Source organism: Serratia sp. NGAS9 (assembly GCF_009905295.1).
In the GTDB taxonomy this organism is placed as follows: domain Bacteria; phylum Pseudomonadota; class Gammaproteobacteria; order Enterobacterales; family Enterobacteriaceae; genus Serratia; species Serratia bockelmannii.
On sequence record NZ_CP047605.1, the window covers coordinates 4,313,436 to 4,334,738 of the forward strand.

Here is a 21,303-nt window from a genome sequence, read left to right on the forward strand (position 1 = left end):
GATCAACGCATCGACTGCCGGCCAGCGGAGGCAAAGCCCCCGCCGCCGGGTTGCCTTACCGTTCGGATTCGTAAGCCAAAATGGCCGCAACCTCCGTAGTGCCCGATCGGATACGCAGCTCACACAGCGTGCTGCGGGTTATCCATGCCAGTGATATTACCGTGGCACAAATAACCACCAATTTTAACAGGCTCCGTTTGTTCGGCATCATGCCTTCTTCTCCTTGCCTCGCGGCGGGTAAGAGGCTAACTTAACGTTGTCGTGCGTTAGAGTAGGCCTCGGGTTGATGGATATCGACTCGGGGCTTTTCTCTTTGTATCTTTCACGCAGGCTCCAGAGACAAAGATCCAGAGCACCCGCCCGCAGTATATTCACCTCCCCCTCTCTTCCCGCGTTCCTTTTCACGTTAAATGTCTTTCTTGCGCAGCGGCACGCAACGCCTTGCAAGGCGTTGAAAAAAGGCCCAGCAACGCTGGGCCTTTGATGGCGGAGAAAGCAAAGTAGGGCTGAAGCTTACGACGTCTGCTTACGCAACAGATAAACGAAGTACGGCGCACCGATAAAGGTCGCCAATAACCCGGCGGGGATCTGATACGGGAACAGCAGCATACGCCCGCACCAGTCGGCAAACACCATCAGCAAGCCGCCCAGCAGCGCGGCGATCACCATCTGCGGCAGCGCGCGGCGGAAGCCCAGCATACGCGCCATATGCGGCGCCATCAGCCCGACAAAGCTCAGCGGCCCGACGGTCAGGGTCGCCATGGCGGTCAGGGTGGCAGCCAGCAACAAAATGGTCAACCGCGCCGGCGTCAGCGCAATGCCCACCGAGCGGGCGGTGGCGCCGCCGAGCGGCAGGATGGTCAACCAACGGCGGCACAGCGGCGCCAATACCATCAGGCCGGCGGCCACCAGAGCGGTACGCAGCGCCTGCGCCGGCTCCACCGAATAGGTCGAACCGGAGAGCCAGGTCAGCAAGCCCCCCATACGCGGATCGCCGCTGGCCAACAGCAGGAAGATGACGGTAGTAAAGGCGGTGCTGAGCGCGATACCGGCGAGCAGCATGCGTTCCGTCGAGAAACCGCCGCGGCCTGCGGCGATCATGATGATCAGCAGCGTAGCGGCCGCTCCCAAACTGCCGGCGGGCAGCAGCCAAACGAAGGCGTCGCCCGGCACCATAAACAGCATCATCACGACGCCAAAAGCGGCGCCGGAGCTGATCCCCAACACTTCCGGGCTGGCCATCGGGTTGCCGGTCAATTTCTGGATCAACGTGCCGGCGACCGCCAGCATCATGCCCGCCGCCAGCGCCGACAGCACCCGCGGCCAGCGCCACGGCAGCAGGGAATCCAGCTCCGCACCCAGGCTCCAGTGCCAACCGCCGGCATTTTTGCCCAGCATCAGCGCCAGCGTCAGACCGATCAGCAATACGAGGCCACCCAGCAGGATCCAGCCGGGCAGATTCCCGCGCTCGGCAGGCACCTTGTCGCCAAGGTTCATCGGCGGCGGCGTGGTGGCGCTGCGCAAACGCGGCAACAGCCACAGCAGCAGCGGTGCGCCAAACAGCGCAGTGGCCGCGCCGGTCGGGATCTCACGCCACACCTGCGTCACCCCGAGCATCACCTGATCGGTCAGCCACAGCAGCAACGCCCCCAGCAACGGCGCCAACATCATGCGATGCGCCAGGCGGCGAGCGCCCAGCATCTTCGCCATCAGCGGCGCAAACAGGCCGATAAAGCCGATAACGCCCACCGCGCTCACCAACATGGCGCTGAAAATGATGGCCAGCCCCAAGGCGCAGAAGCGCGCCATCGATAGCCCCAACCCCAGGTTGCGCGCCACGCCGTCGTCCAGCCCCAGCAGCGTCAGCGGGCGCAGCAACAGCGCCGCCAGCAGGCCTGCCACCAGCAAACGCGGCAGGAGGAACTGTACGGCGCTCCAATCCTGTTGGTTCAGCGCGCCGGTGCCCCACAGGAACATGCCCTGCAGCTGATCGTAATGAAACAGCGCCAACAAGCTGTTGACCGCGCCGCAGTACAGTCCCAACACCAGCCCGGCCAGAATCAGCGTCACCGGCGACATCCGCTTGCCCCAGGCGACGCCGAACACCAGCCCGCCCACCACAATCGCACCCACCATAGCGGCCAGCTGGCGGGTAAATTCGCCCCCCGGCAGCACCCACAGCGTGGCGATGGTCAGGCCGAGCTGCGCACCGGCGGCCACGCCGAGCGTCGACGGTTCCGCCAACGGATTGCGCAACACCTGCTGGAACAGCACGCCGACCAACCCCAGGCCGGCGCCGGCCAACAGCGACACCGTCAACCGAGGCAGCAGGCTGTAATGGAACAGCATTTGCCGCACGTCGTCGATGTCCGGCGCGCTGATCGCCCGTGCCCATTGCGCCGGCGGCAGCTGCTGCGTCAGGTTGTATATCGTCAGGCCACCTGCCGCCGCCAGCAACAGCAGGATCAGCGTCAGCGGTAATTTCCGGATGCCAGCATTCATGCCGCACTCTCCTGAGCCTGTGCCAACAGGCGGCAAAACCGCATCGTCGACAGCGTAGCACCGTAGAACCACACCGCCGGCACCTGCCGCAGCTGGTTTTGCCGCACGAAGGGCAATGACTGCCACAGCGGCGTCGCGCTGACCTTGTCCATCATCGCCTGATTGCCGTGATCGAGATAGATGACTCGGGCGTTACGCACCGTGGCCAACCGTTCAATCCCCACCACCGCCGTGCCCCAAAAGTCGGTTGGCTCCTGCCAGGCATTGCGGATGCCCAGTTGGTCCATCGCTTCCTGGAACAGGCTTTTCTGGCCGATGATCAACGCATGGCGCGTGTCTATCAGGGAAAACAGCAGCAACGGTTGGCGGGTGTAGCTTTGCAGGCGCTGACGGGCGTCCTGCATAAAGCGGTCGAACTGCGCCAGGTGGTTTATCGCCCGGCTTTCTATGCCTAATCGTTGCCCCAGCGCCAGCAGCGACTGGCGGGCGACGGTCAGCGGTTTGCCGCTGCCATCGTTGAAGCCGAAGCTCATGGTTGGCGCGATGGGTTGGATTTTTCGCGGCGTCGGGCCATAGCCCTGCGACAGCAACACCAGCGAAGGCTGGAGCTGCTGCAGCAGTTCGAGATTCGGTTCGGTGCGCTGGCCGACGTCGACCACCGTCGCCGGCAGCTTCGGCTCCGCCACCCACAGGTTGTAGTTATGGACATCGGCCACCGCCAGCGGCGTCACGCCCAATGCCAACAGCAGCTCGATCGGCAGCCATTCCAGCGCCGCAACGCGCGCGATATCCGGCGGCGCCTCCGCCGCTCGCCCGGGCAACGATCCCAACAGCGGCGACAGCGCCAGCGCCATCAACAGGCGGCGGCGCAGCGGATCGTGAGAAGAAGTGAATGCAGAGGACATCAGTAGACAAAACTCACCGGCGCGCCGCCGCTCGGGTGCGGCAACGTGCCCATAGGAATACCGTAAATTTGCTCCAGCACCGGCCCCTGCATCAGTTCCAGCGGGCCGCCCTGGGCAATCATTTCACCGCCGCGCAGCGCCACCAAATGGTCGCAGTAGCGCGCCGCCATGTTGATGTCGTGCAATACGGCGATCACCGTGAGATCGCGTTCGCGGCTCAGGCGCTGGATCAGCGCCAGCACCTCAACCTGATGCGCGATATCCAGCGCCGACGTCGGTTCGTCGAGCAACAGGCAGCGGCTGTCTTGCGCCACCATCATCGCCAGCCAGGCGCGTTGGCGCTCGCCGCCGGACAGGCTGTCCACCAGCCGGTTGGCGAACGGCTTCAGCCCCACCAGTGAAATGGCCTCTTCAACCAACTGGCGATCGTTGGCGCCAAAACGCCCCAGCGCGCCATGCCACGGATAACGGCCGACGGCCACCAGCTCGCGCACCGTCATGCCTTCCGCCGCCGGCAACTGCTGCGGCAGGTAGGCCACCTGGCGGGCGAAGGATTTGCTGTCCCACTGCGCCAACGGCTGCCGATTGAGCAAGACCTGGCCGCCGCTGGGCGCATGGTGCCGCCCGAGCAGTTTCAACAGGGTGGATTTACCGGAACCGTTATGGCCGATCAGGCCGCAGACTTTGCCCTGGGGAAAACTGAGCGACAGCGGTTGCAGCAGCACCCGGCCGGGGACGGCGAAGCTGGCGTTATCCAGCGCGAAGGCCGCGCCGGGATTAAGAAGTTTGTCCTGCATAGATCCTGCTTTGTCCGGGGCGACGCGGCGCCGCCCCGGCTATCCGGTTAGAAACGGAAGGTTGCGGTGGCGACCACCTGGCGTTCTGCGCCCCAGTAGCAGGCGTAGTCGCGGTAGCAGCTCGACACGTAGGTCTTGTCGAACAGGTTGTTGATGTTGACGCCCACGGACGAGCCCGGCAGGCCAAAGCGCGCCAGATCGTATTTAATGGTGGCGTCCACCAGCGTGTAGTCCGGCACCTTGAAGGTGGTGTTATCGCTGTTGAAGCTCGAGCTGGAGCCGACGTAACGCACACCGGAACCCAGCGTCAAACCGCTCACCGCCGTTTCGTGGAAGGTATAATCCGCCCACAGCGACGCCATGTGTTTCGGCACTTCGACGGTCGGTTTGCCCTGATAGGTGTTGTCCTTGGTGTATTTCGCATCGGTGTAGGTATAGGAGGCGATCAGGTTGACGTTGGCATTCAACGCCGCCTTGGCTTCCAGCTCCACGCCGCGTGAGCGGATCTCGCCGCTCTGCACGCTGAACTGCGCGTTATCCGGATCCGGCGTCAGGTTGTTGTTCTTGGTCAGCTGATACAGCGCGCCGGTCAGCACGATTGGGCGATCCTTCGGCACGTATTTCACGCCGGCTTCATACTGCTTGCCGATCGAGGGCTTAAAGGTCTGGCCATTGATTGACGTATCCAGGGTCGGTTCAAACGACTCGCTGTAGCTGAAATACGGCGTCACGCCGTTGTCGAACAGGTAATTCAATCCGCCGCGCCAAGTAAATTGCCCATCGGAGCGTTCGTTGGTGTACCCGAGAACGCGGTTATTGGCCGACGTTTTCGCCCAGTCATAGCGCCCGCCCAGCGTCAACAGCCACTGGTTCCACTCCCCTTGCTCCTGCAGATACAGGCCGGTTTGCTCCTGACGGTTCAAGTACTTGTATGGGAAGTTGATATTGACCACATCATTGCCATACTGCGGCTGGGTCATGCTCAGGCCGTCTGTGGAACCATAGTCGGAATTGATATCGTTGCGCATACGCGAATAATCTACGCCAAACAACAGCGTATGGTCGATATCGCCGGTTTTCACCTTCGCCTGCGCCTGAGTATCAACCGCAAAATTGTTCAGGTGCTCTTTCGACTGAACGTAAGCGCGATTGATCGTCGTCGGTGATGATAAGCCGAATCCGTAGATGCTCTTCATATCGGTGTCCACCTGCATATAACGCAGGTTCTGGCGCACCGCCCAGGTATCGTTGAAGGCGTGTTCGAAACTGTACCCGATCATCCGCTGCTTGCGCGCCATATAGTTGCTGGCTTCGCCTTCGTTGAAATCGGTCGGCAGTTTGCTGCCGTCCGGCAATGGGATCAGCGTGCCCTGCTTCGGCAACCAGCCGTAATAACCGGTATAGGGATCGTTTTGAATGTTGGCCAGCAGCGTGAAGTTGGTTTTGTCATCCGGGCGCCAGCTAAAGGACGGCGCGATCGCATAGCGCTTCTCTTTGCTCATGTTCTGCTGCGTATCGCTGTCTTTCGCCAGGCCGGTCAGGCGATAGGAATAGATGCCCTGATCGTCCAGCGCGTCGCTGAAATCGAAACCGGTCTGGAACAGGTTATCGGTACCCATTTTGAACTGGATTTCGCGCAGCGGCTCGGTGGTTGGCCGCTTGCTGACCATCGAGACCAAACCGCCCGGGTTGCTTTTACCGTACAGCACCGAGACCGGGCCGCGCAGCAGCTCGGCGCGTTCGAGGAAATAAGGATCGATGGACGCTTCGCTGTAGTTGTCGCCCAGCAACCGCAGGCCATCCAGATACTGGGTGGTGTTGGTAGCCGGGAAGCCGCGGATTGCCACCGCGTCATAGGTCGTGGAGCTGCCGCGGCTGGCGAATACGCCCGGCGCATAGGCCAGAGCACTTTTCACCGTATCCGGCTGGCGCATGTCCATCTCTTCACGCGTCACCACGGAAACGGACTGCGGGTTCTTTTCGATCGGCGTATCGGTTTTGGTGCCGGTGGCGCTACGTTTGGCGACATAGGTGCCGACCGGCCCCCAGGCGCTTTCCTGCTGGGCGGAATTGCTGCCGCCCACAACGGTAATCGTGTCTTCCTTGGCGGCCGGCTTGGCGTCGGCGGAAAAAGCCGGCATCGCCAGCGTGCCTAACGCCGCAGCGACGGTGATCGCTAACGCGCTGACGGGGAGACGGCCCTGCTTGGCCGCGGATGATGAAAGACGCTTGGTCGGCATGATTTATTTCTCTGATGAATTATTAAATGACGAATGTAAACGATAATAATTATTATAAGCGTCGCATTTTATGCAGAAGCCAAATTAAACTGCAAGCCGAATTCATAGGGTAAATAGGTTAAGGATTAGGCGCTTAGCCATGTAGTTAACAGGGAAATAAAACGAGCGGAAAAACAAAAAAGCCCGCAACCAAGGTTACGGGCCTAATAACAAAGAAAAATTTTCACCGGGGCCGACGCCCCGGTAGCGATTACTGACCGAACATATCCTTGATCCAGCCGGCGACGCCATCGCCATCTTTTTGCTCACCCGCCGCCGGTTGCTGCTGTTGCTGCACCGCCGCCTGGCTGGCCTGGCACAATCCCTGCGGATTGTCGGTCCAGACCGGGATGGTGCGCCAGCTGCCGCCGCCGCAGATAAAGTTGCCGGCAGAGTCGATGCTCATCTGGTTTATGCCTTCCGGCGGCTGCAGCATCAGCGGCAGCGGCGTCTGGTTTTCCAGATAGCGGCGATAGAGGGTCAACGCGCCGTTGGCGCCGGTCAGCTTGGCCGGGCCGTTGTTGTCGCGCCCCACCCAGGCGATCGCCACTTCCTTGCCGTCGATGCCAGCGAACCAGCTGTCGCGCAGATCGTTGGTGGTACCGGTTTTCGCCGCCAGGTTGTAGTTCGGGAACTTCACCGACAGCGAGCGGGAGGTCCCGCGCGCCACGCCCTGCTGCATCGCGTACAGCGTCAGGTAAGCGGCCTGCGCCGGCACCATGCGTTCCGCCTGCGGGAAGCTCTGGTACAGCACCGTGCCGTCTTCGGCGATCACCGAACGCACCGCCGACAGCGGCGCACGGTTACCGCCGCTGGCGATGGTCTGGTACTCCTGCGCGACTTCCATCGGCGTCAGGCCGATCGCCCCCAGCAGCATCGAAGGCACCGGATTGATCTCCGCTTTCGGGATCCCCAGGCGTTGCAGCGTGGCGCTGATCTGATCCAGCCCGACCGACAGGCCGAGGTTCACCGTCGGCACGTTCAGCGAGTTGGCCAACGCATCCACCAGCATCACCTGACCGCGGAATTTACGGTCATAGTTGTTCGGCTGCCAGACGGCGCCGTTCGGCTGTTTCAGCGACAGCGGCGCATCCGCCAGCCAGGTGTTGAGGCGGTATTTATCCGGTTCGGACAGCGCGGTCAGGTACGTCGGCGGCTTGGCCAGCGAGCCTACCAGACGGCGCGCCTGCATGGCGCGGTTGAAGCCGGCGAACTGCGGGTTGGCGCCGCCGACCATGGCGCGTACTTCACCGCTGAAGCGATCGACGATCACCATCGCCGCTTCCAGATCCTGCAGGTGACGCGCAGCGCGCAGCGCCGGGATGCCGTCTTCGACCGCTTTTTCCGCCGCGTCTTGCGACACCGGATCCAGCGTGGTGAAGATCTTCACGCCGGATAGGTCATTGACCTTATCGCCCAGCTTGGTTTGCAGTTCCTGACGCACCATCTGCATAAACGCCGGCTGTGGCGTAATGACGCCGCCTTTCGGCTGCACGCCCAGCGGACGCGCGCTCAGCATGTCATACAGCTCGCCGTCGATCACGCCCTGGTTCTGCAGCAGTTTGAGCACCAGGTTGCGGCGTTCCAGCGCCAGTTTCGGGTTGCGCCACGGGTTATACAGCGACGCGCCCTTGACCATGCCGACCAGCAACGCCTGCTGATCGAGGCTCAGCTCGTCCACCGGACGGCCGAAGTAATACAGGCTGGCCAACGGGAAACCGCGGATCTGGTCGCTGCCGCTCTGGCCGAGGTACACCTCGTTCAGATACAGCTCCAGGATGCGGTCTTTGCTGTAACGGTAATCCACCAACAGCGCCATATAGGCTTCGTTGGCCTTACGCCACAGCGAACGTTCGTTGGTCAGGAACAGGTTCTTCACCAGCTGCTGCGTCAGGGTACTGCCGCCCTGCACCGCACGACCGGCGGTCAGGTTGGCCAGCACCGCGCGGCCGATGGAGTACGGGCTGATGCCGTCATGCTCATAGAAATGGCGGTCTTCCGTGGCGATCAGCGTGTCTACCAACAGATCCGGGAAACCGGAACGCGGCACGAACAGGCGCTGTTCACCGTTAGGCGACTGCAGCATGGTGATAAGACGCGGATCGAGGCGGAAGAAGCCGAAGCTGCGGCCGCTGTCCAGATTTTCGATCTTCGCCAGGCGGTTGTTCTGGAAGTCGAGACGGGCGCGGATCTGCCCTTCTTTACCATCCGGGAAGTCGAACGGGCGGCGCAGCATTTCGATGCTGTTGGCCTGCACGGTAAACTCGCCCGGGCGCGTCATGCGGCTGACCTGGCGATACTGCATGCCTTCCAGCAGGTTGACCATCTCCTTCTTGCTGTACGGCATACCCGGTTCCAGGTTGACCATGCGGCCGTACACCGCCGCCGGCAGCTGCCAGACTTTACCGTCGATGCGGCTGCGGATCTGCGAGTCCAGGTAGACGCCATAGATTGCCAACAGAACGGCGATCACCAGGATCAGTTTGATAAACAGGCCGAGCCAACGGCGTTTTTTACGCGGTGGAGTCGCTTTTACCTTACGCGGCATGCGTTCCTCCTCCTCTTCATACTCATCATCGTCATACTCGTCTTCTTCGTAATCGTCATAATCGTCGTCTCGGCGACGGCGCGGCGGCTTGCGCGACGCGGTGCTTTTTGGTTGTTTTCCTTTGCGCCCGATGGGCTCGCGGTCATCCCCAGCCATGGCTGTTGTTCTCCGAGCTTGCCGACACTGCCGGCCATGATTAGTCGCTTAATCTGTGCCTACGCCGCAGCGCTGACCAGAAGAAACATCTGAATTCCAAACCTTAAATGATCGCGACCTACTGATATTTCTTCGTTCGGCGCGTCGGTACCGCCGTGGCCGGATCGTCCGGCCAAACGTGTTTAGGGTAGCGGCCCTTCATCTCTTTTTGCACCTCGCGATAGGCGCCTTGCCAGAAGGCAGCCAGATCGCCGGTGATTTGCAACGGCCGGTGCGCCGGTGAGAGTAACTCAAGCACCACCGGGATGCGACCCTCCGCCAACATCGGGCTGCGCTGCTCGCCGAACACCTCCTGCAAACGCACCGCCAGCGCCGGCGGTTTACCCGCCTCATAACGGATCGGTAAGCGGCTGCCGGTCGGCACAGTGTAATGAGTGGGTAGCGCATTATCCAGCCGCTGCTTTTGCTGCCAGTCCAGCAGACGGGACAGCGCCTCGGCGATGTTGACCTGCTTCAATCCGCGCAGATCGCGCACGCCGTTCAGCGACGGCAACAGCCACTGCTCCAGCGCCGCCAGCAGCGGCTCTTCATCCATTGCCGGCCACTCCGCCTCCGGCAGCCAGGCTTGCGCGCACTGCAGGCGCACCCGCAATTGTTCAGCGGCCCCCTCCCAGTTGAGCACCGCCAACCCCTGTGCGCGCACCCAGTCGAGCAGCGCCTGCTGCAGCTCTTCGTCCGCCGGTTTGGCCAGCGGCTGAGCGCGCAGCGTCAGACGACCGATCTGCTGGCGCTTCCAGGCGCGCAGCGTGCCCTTCTCTTCATCCCATTCCACCGCCGTGCGCTGCGTGACGATCGCCGGCAGCTGCGCCGCCAGGGCTTCGATGTCCACCGGCAGCGCCAGCAGGATACGCGCATCGGGGCTGTTGTGGCCCTGCAACAGGCTGGGAACGATAAGCCAGGGGGCGCGCGACAGCGTCTCGTCCTGGTTCATCGCCGCGCCCAGGCCGTTGGCCAGCAGGTAGCGGCCGTCCTGGCCACGGCGCTGGGCGATGCGATCGGTAAACGCCTGCGCCAACAGGCGCGGCGCCAGATCGACGTCGACTTGCCCCGCACGTTGCGGCAGGCGTTTGGTCAACTGCGCGGCGCGCTGCCGCCAGTTCGGTTGCAGGCGGCTCAGCCAGTAGCCGATATCCATCTGCCCGCCGCGCGGCGGTTCTTCCAGCAATGCCGCCAGCAACGCCGCCGTCGCCAGGCCGTCGGCGCTCAGTGCCGCCCCGGCGACCAGCATCGCCGCCAGCCGCGGCTCGCACCCCAACGCGGCCATCTGGCGCCCCGGCGCGGTAAGTTTGCCGCCGTCATCCGTGGCTCCCAGCCGGTGCAACAGTGCCCTGGCCGCTGCCAATGCCGTCGTCGGAGGCGCATCAAGCCAGGTCAGCTGCGCCGGATCATGGCACCCCCATTGCAGCAATTCGAGCCAGAAGCCGGTGAGATCGCTCTGTAAAATTTCCGGTTCGGCATGTTCCGCCGCGCGCTCCGCCTGTTCTTTGGCGAACAGATGCCAGCAAAGGCCCGGCTCCAGGCGCCCGGCGCGCCCGGCACGCTGCACCATCGAGGCCTGACTGATGCGCTGCGTCGCCAGCCGCGTCAAACCGTTGCGTACGTCGTAACGCGCCACGCGCTCCAGGCCGCTGTCCACCACCAGCCGGATACCCTCGATCGTCAGGCTGGTTTCGGCGATGTTGGTCGCCAGCACCACCTTGCGGCGGCCAGGCGCCGCCGGCTGAATCGCTTTTTGCTGTTGCGCCAAAGGCAGGGCACCATACAGCGGGCAAAGATCGGTATCGCTCGCCACCTCGCCGGTCAATCGCTCCAGCACCCGATTGATCTCCGCTACGCCCGGCAGGAACAACAGCAAAGACCCCGGCTGTTCGGCCAGCAGACGCTTCACCGCCGCCGCTACGCCATCCTCCAGCCGCTGATGGCTGGCCAACGGCTGATATAAACGTTCAACCGGAAAGCTGCGTCCCTCTGACACCACCACCGGTGCCTGCGGCAACAGCTGCGTCATACGGACGTTATCCAGCGTGGCCGACATGATCAGCAGTTTCAGATCGTCGCGTAGCCCTTGCTGCACGTCGAGCAGCAGCGCCAGCGCCAAATCGGCCTGCAGACTGCGTTCGTGAAATTCATCGAGGATCACCAGCGACACGCCCTGCAGCTCGGCATCCTGCTGCAGCATGCGGGTGAGAATGCCTTCCGTCACCACTTCCAGCCGGGTCTGCGGCCCGCTTTTACTTTCGGCGCGCATGCGGTAGCCCACGGTCTGGCCGGGCTCCTCCCCAAGTTGCTGTGCCAGGCGGTAAGCGACATTTTTCGCTGCCAGCCGCCGCGGCTCCAGCATGATAATGCGCCCCGGCAATCCGGCCTTAGCCAGGATCTGCAGCGGCAACCAGGTGGATTTACCGGCGCCGGTCGGGGCGTGCAACAGCACCTGAGGAGCGGACTGCAGCGCAGCCAGCAACTCATCAAGCACCGCGCTGACGGGCAATGAAGACACTGAACTCTCCGTGGTGGTTAACGTTAAACGGCGTACAGTGTAGCATTAGCTTTGCCCCCTTAGCCTTTCAAACTGCGGCGTCGTTAGCTATAGTACGGAGCTCATCCATGCGCCCCGCTTCGCGCGAGACCGTTGCAAACCGCATTCAAGTCTGTTCCTGACGGATTTGTCATTATTTACCGAGCCCCCATGTCCAATTCGCGCCGCCTGTTTTTCGCCCTGTCTTTGCCTGATGCCCTGCAACAGCAGGTGATCCGCTGGCGCGCCGAGGCGTTTGCGCCGGAGGCCGGCCGACCGGTGGCGGCGGCCAATTTGCACCTGACGCTGGCGTTTCTTGGCGAGGTCACCGCGCAGAAAGAGCTGGCGCTGCGCAAACTGGCCGGCCGCATCGTTCAACCCGGCTTCAGCATGCGGCTCGACGATCTCGGCCATTGGCCGCGCCCCGGCGTGGTCTGGCTCGGCACCCGCCGCGCACCGCGCGGGCTGCTGCAGCTGGCCGAGCTGCTGCGTTCGCAGGCCGCCCGCAGCGGCTGCCACCAAAGCGCGCTGCCGTTCCATCCGCACATCACGCTGTTGCGCGCCGCCACCCAGCCGGTGGCCATCCCGCCGGCGACGCCGGGCTGGGCGTTCAGCGCCGACGCCTTTTCCTTATATGAGTCGGTGTTCGAAAACGGCCGCACCCGCTATCAACACCTCGAACAGTGGCCGCTGGCCAAGCAGGCATCCGCATGATTTTCTCTCCACCGCTGCGTTCCGCCACGCTGATCAAACGTTACAAGCGCTTTCTGGCGGACGTGATCACCCCGGAAGGGGAAACCTTTACGCTGCACTGCGCCAATACCGGCGCCATGACCGGCTGCGCCACGCCCGGCGATACCGTTTGGTACTCCACCTCGGACAACCCCAAACGTAAATACGCCCACAGCTGGGAGCTGACCCATACCCAACAGGGACACTGGATCTGCGTCAACACCCTGCGCGCCAACGCGCTGGTGCGCGAGGCGATTGAACACAATTTAATCAATGAATTATCCGGTTACAGTAAAATTAGTGGCGAAGTGAAATACGGCGGTGAAAACAGCCGTATCGATTTGTTATTACAGGCAGAAAATCGGGTTAACTGCTATATTGAAGTTAAGTCAGTCACATTACTGCAACAACAACGTGGTTACTTTCCTGATGCGGTAACGCTCAGAGGGCAAAAGCACCTGCGTGAGTTGCTCAGCGTGGTTGAAAGCGGGCAACGGGCGGTGTTGTTCTTTGCCGTGTTACACAGCGGTATTGAGCAGGTCGCACCGGCACATCATATAGATGAGCGCTATGCGGCGCTGTTAGCACAGGTCCGGCAGTTGGGAGTGGAAGTGGTTTGCTATGGGGCAAAATTATCACCTGACGGTATTTATCTCTGCGATAAGCTGCCGTTTTTTATCGATTAGCGCAGTCGGGTCCCTATAAATAGACAACCGGCCAGCACGATCGCCAAATACGCCCTCCTTCACACGATTGTCAAGCGGGCGACAGGAATAATTGCCAACCTACCTTCCTTCTGTTATTTATAGCGGCCTGTTTTTCCCCCGCATTGGGGATTCGATAGTGCGTGTGTATGTAGGAGAAGCAACATGCAAGAAGGGCAAAACCGTAAAACCTCGTCCTTGAGCATTCTCGCCATCGCTGGGGTGGAGCCGTACCAAGAGAAGCCGGGCGAAGAGTACATGAACGACGCCCAGTTGTCGCATTTCAAGCGCATTCTTGAAGCGTGGCGCAACCAGCTCAGGGACGAAGTGGACCGTACTGTATCGCATATGCAAGAAGAGGCAGCCAACTTCCCTGATCCGGCCGACCGCGCTACCCAGGAAGAAGAGTTCAGCCTTGAACTGCGTAACCGTGACCGTGAACGCAAACTGATCAAAAAGATCGAGAAAACGCTGAAGAAAGTGGAAGACGATGATTTCGGCTACTGCGAATCTTGTGGCGTGGAGATCGGCATTCGTCGCCTCGAAGCGCGTCCGACCGCCGATCTGTGCATCGACTGCAAGACACTGGCTGAGATCCGCGAAAAGCAGATGGCCGGCTAATACCGTTGTTACCGCTGCGGCGTGCGCACCTGCGTGCGCCGCACAGAGAAAAGGGAACCTCTCCCCTCTGATATGCAAGAAAGTCATTATGTGGGGCGCTTTGCCCCATCGCCTTCCGGGGATCTGCATTTCGGTTCGCTGATTGCCGCTCTGGGAAGCTACCTTCAGGCTCGCGCCCAACGCGGGCAGTGGCTGGTTCGCATCGAAGATATCGACCCGCCGCGCGAAGTCCCCGGCGCCGCCGCTCGCATCCTGTCCGCGCTGGAACATAATGGTCTCCACTGGGACGGCCAGGTTATCTATCAATCCCAACGTCACGACGCCTATCGCGCCGCGCTGGATCTGTTGCAGCGCCAGGGGCTCAGCTATTACTGCACCTGCACCCGCAGCCGCATCCAGCACATCGGCGGATTGTACGACGGCCACTGCCGCGATTTGCAGCTCGGCCCGCAGGGTGCCGCCATCCGCTTGCGTCAGACCGCCCCCGTTTACCGGTTCCACGATCGCCTGCAGGGAGAATTGCACGCCGATCCGGCGCTGGCGGGGGAAGACTTTATCATTCGCCGCCGCGACGGGCTGTTCGCTTACAATCTGGCGGTGGTGATCGACGACCATTTTCAGGGCGTGACCGAGATTGTCCGCGGCGCCGATCTGATCGAACCGACGGTGCGTCAAATTGCCCTTTACCGCCAGCTGCAGGCGCCGGTGCCCACTTATGTGCATCTGCCGCTGGCGCTGGGTGCCAACGGCATCAAGCTGTCGAAGCAAAACCATGCGCCGGCATTGCCCGCTGGCGATCCGCGGCCGGTGCTGATCGCCGCGCTGAAATTTCTGCGCCAACCGCTGCCGGAAAGCTGGCAAGATCTTGACCTGCCATTATTATTGAGCTGGGCGATCGAACACTGGCGGTTGGAAAACGTGCCGCGTCAGGAGGCTATCCCTCTGGATGAAAACACGCCGGCATTCTCAAAGGAGCCATGGTGAGCTATGATTAGCCGCTATTTTTTGTTAGCTCCATTTTTATCAGTCACTATCGAGGTGTACCATTTTTACCCGAGTAGCCAACTTCTGTCGTAAGGTACTGACCCGCGATGACAAGCTGCCCCGCGACGACGCGGCGGCCGGCGATAAAAACGTAGTCCGCGAAGAGCGTGCCGCGGCGCCAAGCCGCCCTGCGCCGCAGCCGCGCGCCGCCGATAACGGCAGCAACGCCCCTGCCCGCCGCTCAACGCCGCGCAAGCGTCCGCCTTTTCCTATCGCCGAGAGCAACGACTCGATGACCGTGATCCCGCGCGAACAGCACTCGATCTCCCGTAAAGACATCAGCGAAAATGCGCTGAAAGTGCTTTATCGCCTGAACAAGTCCGGCTACGAGGCCTATCTGGTCGGCGGCGGGGTGCGCGATCTGTTGCTCGGCAAAAAGCCGAAAGACTTCGACATCACCACCAACGCCACGCCGGAGCAAGTGCGCAAGCTGTTCCGCAACTGCCGCCTGGTCGGCCGCCGTTTCCGCTTGGCGCACGTGATGTTCGGGCCGGAGATCATCGAAGTGGCCACCTTCCGCGGTCACCACGAACAGAATCAGGAATCCGACAAGAACTCGTCTCAGCAGGCGCAAAACGGCATGCTGCTGCGCGACAACATCTTCGGTTCGATCGAGGAGGACGCCCAGCGCCGTGATTTCACCATCAACAGCCTGTACTACGGCGTGGCGGATTTCACCCTGCGCGATTACGTCGGCGGCCTGAACGATCTGAAGCAAGGCGTGATCCGCCTGATTGGCGATCCAGAAACCCGCTACCGCGAAGATCCGGTGCGCATGCTGCGCGCGGTGCGCTTCGCCGCCAAGCTGGATATGCGCATCAGCGAAGAGACCGCCGAGCCGATCCCGCGCCTGGCCTCGCTGCTGCACGAGATCCCGCCGGCGCGCCTGTTCGAAGAATCCCTCAAGCTGCTGCAGGCGGGTTACGGTTTCCAGACCTACCTGAAGCTGTGCGAATACCAGCTGTTCCAACCGCTGTTCCCGCTGATCGCCCGCAACTTCACGCCGAACCACGATACGCCGATGGAGCGCATTCTGGCGCAGGTGCTGAAGAACACCGATCACCGTCTGCAGAACGACATGCGCGTCAACCCAGCCTTCCTGTTTGCCGCCATGCTGTGGTACCCGCTGCTGGAGCACGCGCAGAAGCTGGCGCAGGAAAGCGGCCTGGCGTACTACGACGCCTTCGCGCTGGCGATGAACGACGTACTCGACGAGCAGTGCCGCTCGCTGGCGATCCCGAAACGCATCACCACGCTGGTGCGCGATATCTGGCAGCTGCAGCTGCGCCTGTCCCGCCGTCAGGGCAAACGCGCGCACAAACTGATGGAACATCCGAAATTCCGCGCCGCCTATGATTTGCTGGCGCTGCGTGCGGAAGTGGAAGACAATCAGGATATGCTGCGTCTGGCCGAGTGGTGGGGTGAGTTCCAAGACGCCACGCCGGCGCGGCAGAAAGCCATGCTGAGCACCCTGGGTGACGATCCGGCGCCGCGCCGCGCGCGTCAACGCCGTCCTCGTCGCCGGGCACCGCGTAAAGAAGGGGCATAATGATCCGCGTTTATATCGCGCTGGGCAGCAACCTGGCGCAGCCGCTGCAACAGGTTAACGCCGCGCTGGAGGCGCTGGAGCATCTCCCGCGCACCAGGCTGGTCACCTGTTCTTCGTTTTACCGCACCAAGCCGCTGGGGCCGCAAAACCAGCCGGACTTTCTCAACGCGGTGGTGGCGCTGGATACCCTGTTGCCGCCCGAACAGCTGCTCGACCATACCCAGGCGATAGAACGCAATCAGGGGCGCGTGCGCAAGGATGAACGCTGGGGGCCGCGCACGCTCGATTTAGACATCATGCTTTACGGCGACAAGGTGATCCATACCGATCGCCTGACCGTACCGCATTACGGCCTGAAAGAGCGCGAGTTCATGCTCTACCCGCTGGCGGAAATCGCCCCCGATCTGATTTTCCCCGATGGCGAACCGCTCGCCAGCTGCCTCAAGCGCGTGCCGGAAAACGGCATGGCGCTATGGCATCAGCCAAAACCGAAATCCTGACTCACCTACAGTGCCAACCGCGCAACGAATCCCCCCGCCGAGCGATTGGCGAAACTGATCTGTAAACCATGCAAGCCGGCAATACGCTGCACGATCGATAACCCCAGCCCGCTGCCGGTTTGTTCCTGTCCCGGCGGGCGATAGAAACGTTCTCCGAGCCGCGCCAGATGCTCCGCGGTCACCCCCGGACCGTCGTCCTCTACCGTCAGCGAACGTTCGCTCAGCGTCACGGTGACGACGCCGCCCTGCGGGGTATAGCGCACTGCGTTGTCCAGCAAGTTGCGCAATAGCAGCGACAACAGCAAGGTTTCCCCCTGACGCGGCGGTGGCGTTCCCCGATGTTCATAGCGCAGCGTCACGCCCGCCGCATGGGCTTGCCGATCCTGTTCCGCCAGGGTCATCGTCACCAGATCGTTCCAGTCGATAGGCGCCAGCTCGGCCAGATCCGACAGCGAATCCAGCCGCGACAGCGTCAGCAGCTGATCCACCAGCCGGGTCGCGCGATCGATGCCGACCGTCAGATTGTCCAGCGCGTGCTCGCGCATCGGCGCATCATCCCCCGCCAACTGCACCACTTCGGTCTGCACCCGCAATGCCGCCAATGGGCTGCGCAATTCGTGCGCGGCATCGGAGGTGAAGCGTCGCTCCCGCACCAGCAAAGCGTTGATGCGAGCGAACAGCGCATTGAGCGCATCCACCAGCGGGCGCACCTCGGTCGGCACCTGGCGCGCATCCAGCGGCGTGGCGTCATCGGGTGCACGCCGACGCAAACCGGCGGCCACCGCACGCAGCGGCCGCAGCTCGCGCCCCACCATCAGCGCGATCAGCAGCATCAGCACCGGCAGCGTCGCCAGCCAGGGCACCAATTGGCCCGTCACCATGCCCAGCGCCATATCGCGCCGGTAATCCCACTCCTGCCCCACGACAATGCGGTAGCGCCCGTCCGGGCTGGTCAACCATACCAGGCGCCAGCTGTCGTCATCGCCTTTGCGCTCACCGTCGGTAAAACCTTCACGCTCCCCATCAAACAGGAAATCAGCGCCGTTCTCGCCGTCGTTGAGCAGCATCTTGCCTTGGCGATCGAAGATGGCGAACGCCAGCGCGTCGTCGTCCTGCTCGCCGCGCTTGCCGTGGTGCACCAGCTTCTTGGTTTTCGGCAGGCTGCGCGCGCTTTCATCGGCCAGCAGATCGCCGAGGTTGGCGGTCGCCAGCCGCTTGGCGAACAGCATCTGTTGGGTATCGAACACTTCGTTGATGGTGTTGCGCGACATCACCCAGGCCACCACGCTGGCGGTGCTCCAGGTCAGCAGCGCCAGCAGGCTGAAGATCAGGATCAGGCGCAGCCGCAGGCTGAGACGCTTCACGGCGCATCCCCCAGCGTGTAACCCACGCCGTGGATGGTACGGATGAAGCCGTTGCCCAGCTTGCGCCGCAGGTGGTGAATATGTACCTCCACCGCGTTGCTGCTCACCTCGTCATCCCAGTTGTACAGCTTCTCCTGGATCAACGGCCGCGCCAGCACCCGCCCCTTGTTGTGCAGAAACAGCTCCAGTACCGCCAATTCGCGCGGCGTCAGCGTCACCGGCTCGCCGTTGCAGCTCACGCTGCGGGTGGCGCTGTCGAACACCACGTTGCCGTGCGTCAGCTGTGGCATCAGTTGGCCGTGGCGACGGCGGATCAGCGCCTGCAGGCGCGCCGCCACTTCGGCCAGCGCGAACGGCTTGCACAGGTAATCGTCGGCACCGCTTTGCAGCCCGCTAACCCGCTGCTCCAGCGCATCGCGGGCGGTGAGGATCAGGACCGGCACGTCCTGCCCCGCCTGGCGCCACTGGCGCAGCAGATCCAGGCCGTCGAGGCCCGGCAGGCTGAGATCGAGGATCACCGCGTCGTACGGCGCACTGTCCAGCGTATTTTTGCCGACGGCGCCGTCGGTGAACCAGTCCAGATTGAAGCCGAGTTTGGTCAGCCCGGCCTTGATGCCGTCACCGATCAGTTTGTCATCTTCGATCAACAGAATTCGCATGAGTATCCCTTTTGAGTCTTGGCGCCATTGCACCACAAGGTTCTTAAGAACCGCTTAAGCATGGCGATCCGCGCTACCCACCCCGATCGGGTTACAGTAGAATGGCAGCACTTTTTTGCAGCCTGGGCCTGCGTAAGCCGCACGGCCCGTTTCAGGAGACGTTGTGATGAAACCCACCACCGTGACCCATTTGCGCCAGTGGAAACAGGAGCAGCGCAAGTTTGCTACCCTTACCGCCTACGATGCCAGCTTTGCCAAACTGTTTGAAGAGCAAGGCATCAAAGTCCTGTTGGTGGGCGATTCGCTGGGCATGACGCTGCAGGGCCACGACTCCACGCTGCCGGTCACCGTCGCCGACGTGGCCTACCACACGCGCGCCGTGCGCCGCGGCGCGCCGGCCTGCCTGCTGCTGGCCGATCTGCCGTTCATGAGTTACGCCACCCCGGAACAGACCTTCGCCAACGCCGCCGAGCTGATGCGCGCCGGCGCCAACATGGTGAAACTGGAAGGTGGCAGCTGGCTGTGCGACACGGTGAAAATGCTCGCCGAGCGCGCCGTGCCGGTGTGCGGCCACTTGGGCCTGACGCCGCAGTCGGTCAACGTGTTCGGTGGCTATAAGGTGCAAGGGCGCGACGAACTGGCCGCCAAACAGCTGCTGCAGGACGCGCAGAATCTGGAACTGGCCGGCATTCAGCTGCTGGTGCTGGAATGCGTGCCGACCGAGCTGGCGCGCCAGATCACCGAAGCGTTGTCCATTCCGGTCATCGGCATCGGCGCCGGCAGCGGCACCGACGGCCAGATCCTGGTGATGCACGACGCCTTCGGCATTACCGGCGGCCACACGCCGAAGTTCGCCAAGAACTTCCTGGCGCAGAGCGGCGATATCCGCACGGCGGTGCAGCACTACATTCAGGAAGTGGAGCAAGGCCTCTACCCGGCGGTTGAACACTCTTTTAACTAAGCGATGGTTCCAGGAGTCACCCAATGATTATTATCGAAACCCTGCCGATGCTGCGTCAGCAGATCCGCCGCTGGCGCCAGGAAGGCAAACGCATCGCGCTGGTGCCGACCATGGGCAACCTGCACGACGGCCACATGACGCTGGTCGATGAAGCGCGTGCCCGCGCCGACGTGGTGGTGGTGAGCATCTTCGTCAACCCGATGCAGTTCGATCGGCCGGACGATCTGGCGCGCTACCCGCGCACGCTGCAGGAAGACAGCGAGAAGCTGACCCGCCGCGGCGTCGATCTGGTGTTCGCGCCGGCCCCGGCTGCGGTCTATCCGCAGGGGCTGGAGCAGCAGACCTACGTCGACGTGCCCGGCATCTCCACCATCCTGGAAGGCGCAAGCCGGCCGGGCCACTTCCGCGGCGTTTCCACCATCGTCAGCAAGCTGTTCAACCTGGTGCAGCCTGATTTGGCCTGCTTCGGCGAGAAGGATTACCAACAGCTGGCGCTGATCCGCAAAATGGTGGCGGACATGGGTTACGACATCGATATCGTCGGCGTGCCGACCGTGCGCGCCAAAGACGGCCTGGCCCTCAGCTCGCGTAACGGTTACCTGACCGCCGAAGAGCGCAAGATCGCGCCGCAGCTGAGCAAGATCATGAACGCGCTGGCGCAGCAGTTGGCCAATGGCGAACGCCATGTTGAAACGCTGTTGGAGCAGACCGCCGAGCAGCTGCGCGCCGCCGGCTTTACGCCGGATGAGCTGTTTATTCGCGATGCCGACAGCCTGCAGCCGCTGACGGTAGATAGCCAGCGGGCGGTGGTGCTGATGGCCGCCTGGCTGGGCAAGGCGCGTCTTATCGACAACCAGCAGGTTGACCTGACGCTGTAAGCCGTTTTTTATACTGTCGTCACCCTTAAGCCCTTAGCATTGGTAGACAATGGAGGGAGTGATCGGTGACGATAGAGATTGCAGGGATGCAGGAGAGATGTTCAACCCCAGCGCCTGTGAAGGCCGATATTCAGTTAGGTAAAGCTATGATACGTACTATGCTGCAAGGCAAGCTGCATCGCGTCAAAGTCACTCAGGCTGACTTGCACTATGAAGGATCCTGCGCCATCGACCAGGATTTTCTGGAAGCCGCCGGCATTCTGGAATATGAAGCGATCGATATTTACAACGTGGATAACGGCCAGCGCTTCTCCACCTACGCCATTGCCGCCGAGCGCGGTTCGCGCATCATTTCGGTCAACGGCGCCGCTGCGCGCTGCGCCTGCGTGGGCGACAAACTGATCATCTGCTCCTATGTGCAAATGACCGACGCCGACGCCCGCCAGCACCACCCGAAAGTCGCCTATTTCGAAGGTGACAACAACCTGCAGCGCAAGGCGAAAGCCGTGCCGGTTCAGGTCGCCTGACA

At 62.2% G+C, this 21,303-nt stretch carries 18 protein-coding genes; 9 read left to right on the top strand and 9 right to left on the bottom strand.

Annotation, left to right across the window (positions count from 1 at the left end):
* Positions 1-55: 55 nt before the first annotated feature.
* The 7 genes from GUC32_RS20550 to hrpB all read right to left on the bottom strand — a co-directional run bounded on the left by GUC32_RS20550 (position 56) and on the right by hrpB (position 11,744).
* Positions 56-208: a Hok/Gef family protein gene (locus GUC32_RS20550; protein WP_004937610.1), complete on the bottom strand. Its 153-nt coding sequence runs from the start codon at positions 206-208 to the stop codon at positions 56-58.
* 305 nt (positions 209-513) lie between these two features.
* Positions 514-2,502: a Fe(3+)-hydroxamate ABC transporter permease FhuB gene (gene fhuB, locus GUC32_RS20555; RefSeq protein WP_369435404.1), complete on the bottom strand. Its 1,989-nt coding sequence runs from the start codon at positions 2,500-2,502 to the stop codon at positions 514-516.
* Positions 2,499-3,407 carry a Fe(3+)-hydroxamate ABC transporter substrate-binding protein FhuD gene (fhuD, locus tag GUC32_RS20560; protein WP_141998950.1) on the bottom strand — a complete coding sequence of 303 codons (909 nt, stop codon included), beginning with the start codon at positions 3,405-3,407 and terminating at the stop codon, positions 2,499-2,501. Before fhuD ends, fhuB begins: the two co-directional genes overlap by 4 nt.
* Positions 3,407-4,204 carry a Fe3+-hydroxamate ABC transporter ATP-binding protein FhuC gene (gene fhuC, locus GUC32_RS20565; RefSeq protein ID WP_060434503.1) on the bottom strand — a complete coding sequence of 266 codons (798 nt, stop codon included), beginning with the start codon at positions 4,202-4,204 and terminating at the stop codon, positions 3,407-3,409. Before fhuC ends, fhuD begins: the two co-directional genes overlap by 1 nt.
* A gap of 47 nt (positions 4,205-4,251) precedes the next feature.
* Positions 4,252-6,444, bottom strand: coding sequence for a ferrichrome porin FhuA (fhuA, locus tag GUC32_RS20570; protein ID WP_025304217.1), 2,193 nt, complete (start codon positions 6,442-6,444; stop codon positions 4,252-4,254).
* Positions 6,445-6,694: 250 nt separating this feature from the next.
* Positions 6,695-9,187 (bottom strand): bifunctional glycosyl transferase/transpeptidase, encoded by a 2,493-nt coding sequence (gene mrcB, locus GUC32_RS20575; RefSeq protein ID WP_025304218.1) that lies wholly within the window; start codon positions 9,185-9,187, stop codon positions 6,695-6,697.
* 118 nt (positions 9,188-9,305) lie between these two features.
* Positions 9,306-11,744, bottom strand: a complete 2,439-nt coding sequence (gene hrpB / locus GUC32_RS20580; protein ID WP_369435405.1) for an ATP-dependent helicase HrpB — start codon at positions 11,742-11,744, stop codon at positions 9,306-9,308.
* Positions 11,745-11,933: 189 nt separating this feature from the next.
* On the opposite strand from hrpB, the gene thpR reads away from it, so the two are divergent.
* The 6 genes from thpR to folK all read left to right on the top strand — a co-directional run bounded on the left by thpR (position 11,934) and on the right by folK (position 16,912).
* On the top strand, positions 11,934-12,476 hold the full coding sequence (thpR, locus tag GUC32_RS20585; protein WP_025304220.1) for an RNA 2',3'-cyclic phosphodiesterase: 543 nt from the start codon (positions 11,934-11,936) through the stop codon (positions 12,474-12,476).
* Complete coding sequence (sfsA, locus tag GUC32_RS20590) at positions 12,473-13,180, top strand: DNA/RNA nuclease SfsA (RefSeq protein ID WP_004937572.1); 708 nt, start codon at positions 12,473-12,475, stop codon at positions 13,178-13,180. The genes thpR and sfsA overlap by 4 nt, the downstream gene beginning before the upstream one ends.
* Positions 13,181-13,363: 183 nt before the next feature.
* Positions 13,364-13,819: an RNA polymerase-binding protein DksA gene (gene dksA / locus GUC32_RS20595; protein ID WP_004937569.1), complete on the top strand. Its 456-nt coding sequence runs from the start codon at positions 13,364-13,366 to the stop codon at positions 13,817-13,819.
* Between the two features lie 72 nt (positions 13,820-13,891).
* Positions 13,892-14,803, top strand: a complete 912-nt coding sequence (gene gluQRS / locus GUC32_RS20600; protein WP_369435406.1) for a tRNA glutamyl-Q(34) synthetase GluQRS — start codon at positions 13,892-13,894, stop codon at positions 14,801-14,803.
* Positions 14,804-15,095: 292 nt separating this feature from the next.
* Positions 15,096-16,412, top strand: coding sequence for a polynucleotide adenylyltransferase PcnB (pcnB, locus tag GUC32_RS20605; protein WP_369435407.1), 1,317 nt, complete (start codon positions 15,096-15,098; stop codon positions 16,410-16,412).
* Positions 16,412-16,912 (top strand): 2-amino-4-hydroxy-6-hydroxymethyldihydropteridine diphosphokinase, encoded by a 501-nt coding sequence (gene folK / locus GUC32_RS20610; protein WP_043141296.1) that lies wholly within the window; start codon positions 16,412-16,414, stop codon positions 16,910-16,912. The genes pcnB and folK overlap by 1 nt, the downstream gene beginning before the upstream one ends.
* Before the next feature lie 5 nt (positions 16,913-16,917).
* On the opposite strand, the gene qseC is transcribed toward folK, so the two are convergent.
* Entirely contained in the window at positions 16,918-18,276 is a 1,359-nt protein-coding gene (gene qseC / locus GUC32_RS20615) for a quorum sensing histidine kinase QseC (protein WP_337045771.1), read from the bottom strand.
* Positions 18,273-18,935: a quorum sensing response regulator transcription factor QseB gene (gene qseB, locus GUC32_RS20620; RefSeq protein WP_369435408.1), complete on the bottom strand. Its 663-nt coding sequence runs from the start codon at positions 18,933-18,935 to the stop codon at positions 18,273-18,275. The genes qseC and qseB overlap by 4 nt, the downstream gene beginning before the upstream one ends.
* Before the next feature lie 166 nt (positions 18,936-19,101).
* Between qseB and panB the strand changes: the two genes are divergently transcribed.
* The 3 genes from panB (at position 19,102) to panD (ending at position 21,301) form a co-directional block, all read left to right on the top strand.
* Positions 19,102-19,896, top strand: a complete 795-nt coding sequence (gene panB / locus GUC32_RS20625) for a 3-methyl-2-oxobutanoate hydroxymethyltransferase (protein WP_197769496.1) — start codon at positions 19,102-19,104, stop codon at positions 19,894-19,896.
* 23 nt (positions 19,897-19,919) lie between these two features.
* On the top strand, positions 19,920-20,774 hold the full coding sequence (panC, locus tag GUC32_RS20630; RefSeq protein WP_369435409.1) for a pantoate--beta-alanine ligase: 855 nt from the start codon (positions 19,920-19,922) through the stop codon (positions 20,772-20,774).
* A gap of 146 nt (positions 20,775-20,920) precedes the next feature.
* Positions 20,921-21,301 (top strand): aspartate 1-decarboxylase, encoded by a 381-nt coding sequence (panD, locus tag GUC32_RS20635; protein WP_004937544.1) that lies wholly within the window; start codon positions 20,921-20,923, stop codon positions 21,299-21,301.
* Positions 21,302-21,303: the final 2 nt, after the last annotated feature.

What these genes read in the sequence shown, in the direction of transcription:
- panC (WP_369435409.1), top strand. Translation starts at nt 19,920, where the DNA reads ATGATTATTATCGAAACCCTGCCGATGCTGCGTCAGCAGATCCGCCGC.
- dksA (WP_004937569.1), top strand. Translation starts at nt 13,364, where the DNA reads ATGCAAGAAGGGCAAAACCGTAAAACCTCGTCCTTGAGCATTCTCGCC.
- pcnB (WP_369435407.1), top strand. Translation starts at nt 15,096, where the DNA reads ATGACCGTGATCCCGCGCGAACAGCACTCGATCTCCCGTAAAGACATC.
- panD (WP_004937544.1), top strand. Translation starts at nt 20,921, where the DNA reads ATGATACGTACTATGCTGCAAGGCAAGCTGCATCGCGTCAAAGTCACT.
- mrcB (WP_025304218.1), bottom strand. Translation starts at nt 9,187, where the DNA reads ATGGCTGGGGATGACCGCGAGCCCATCGGGCGCAAAGGAAAACAACCA.
- fhuC (WP_060434503.1), bottom strand. Translation starts at nt 4,204, where the DNA reads ATGCAGGACAAACTTCTTAATCCCGGCGCGGCCTTCGCGCTGGATAAC.
- qseB (WP_369435408.1), bottom strand. Translation starts at nt 18,935, where the DNA reads ATGCGAATTCTGTTGATCGAAGATGACAAACTGATCGGTGACGGCATC.
- fhuD (WP_141998950.1), bottom strand. Translation starts at nt 3,407, where the DNA reads ATGTCCTCTGCATTCACTTCTTCTCACGATCCGCTGCGCCGCCGCCTG.
- thpR (WP_025304220.1), top strand. Translation starts at nt 11,934, where the DNA reads ATGTCCAATTCGCGCCGCCTGTTTTTCGCCCTGTCTTTGCCTGATGCC.
- fhuA (WP_025304217.1), bottom strand. Translation starts at nt 6,444, where the DNA reads ATGCCGACCAAGCGTCTTTCATCATCCGCGGCCAAGCAGGGCCGTCTC.
- panB (WP_197769496.1), top strand. Translation starts at nt 19,102, where the DNA reads ATGAAACCCACCACCGTGACCCATTTGCGCCAGTGGAAACAGGAGCAG.
- GUC32_RS20550 (WP_004937610.1), bottom strand. Translation starts at nt 208, where the DNA reads ATGCCGAACAAACGGAGCCTGTTAAAATTGGTGGTTATTTGTGCCACG.
- folK (WP_043141296.1), top strand. Translation starts at nt 16,412, where the DNA reads ATGATCCGCGTTTATATCGCGCTGGGCAGCAACCTGGCGCAGCCGCTG.
- sfsA (WP_004937572.1), top strand. Translation starts at nt 12,473, where the DNA reads ATGATTTTCTCTCCACCGCTGCGTTCCGCCACGCTGATCAAACGTTAC.
- fhuB (WP_369435404.1), bottom strand. Translation starts at nt 2,502, where the DNA reads ATGAATGCTGGCATCCGGAAATTACCGCTGACGCTGATCCTGCTGTTG.
- gluQRS (WP_369435406.1), top strand. Translation starts at nt 13,892, where the DNA reads ATGCAAGAAAGTCATTATGTGGGGCGCTTTGCCCCATCGCCTTCCGGG.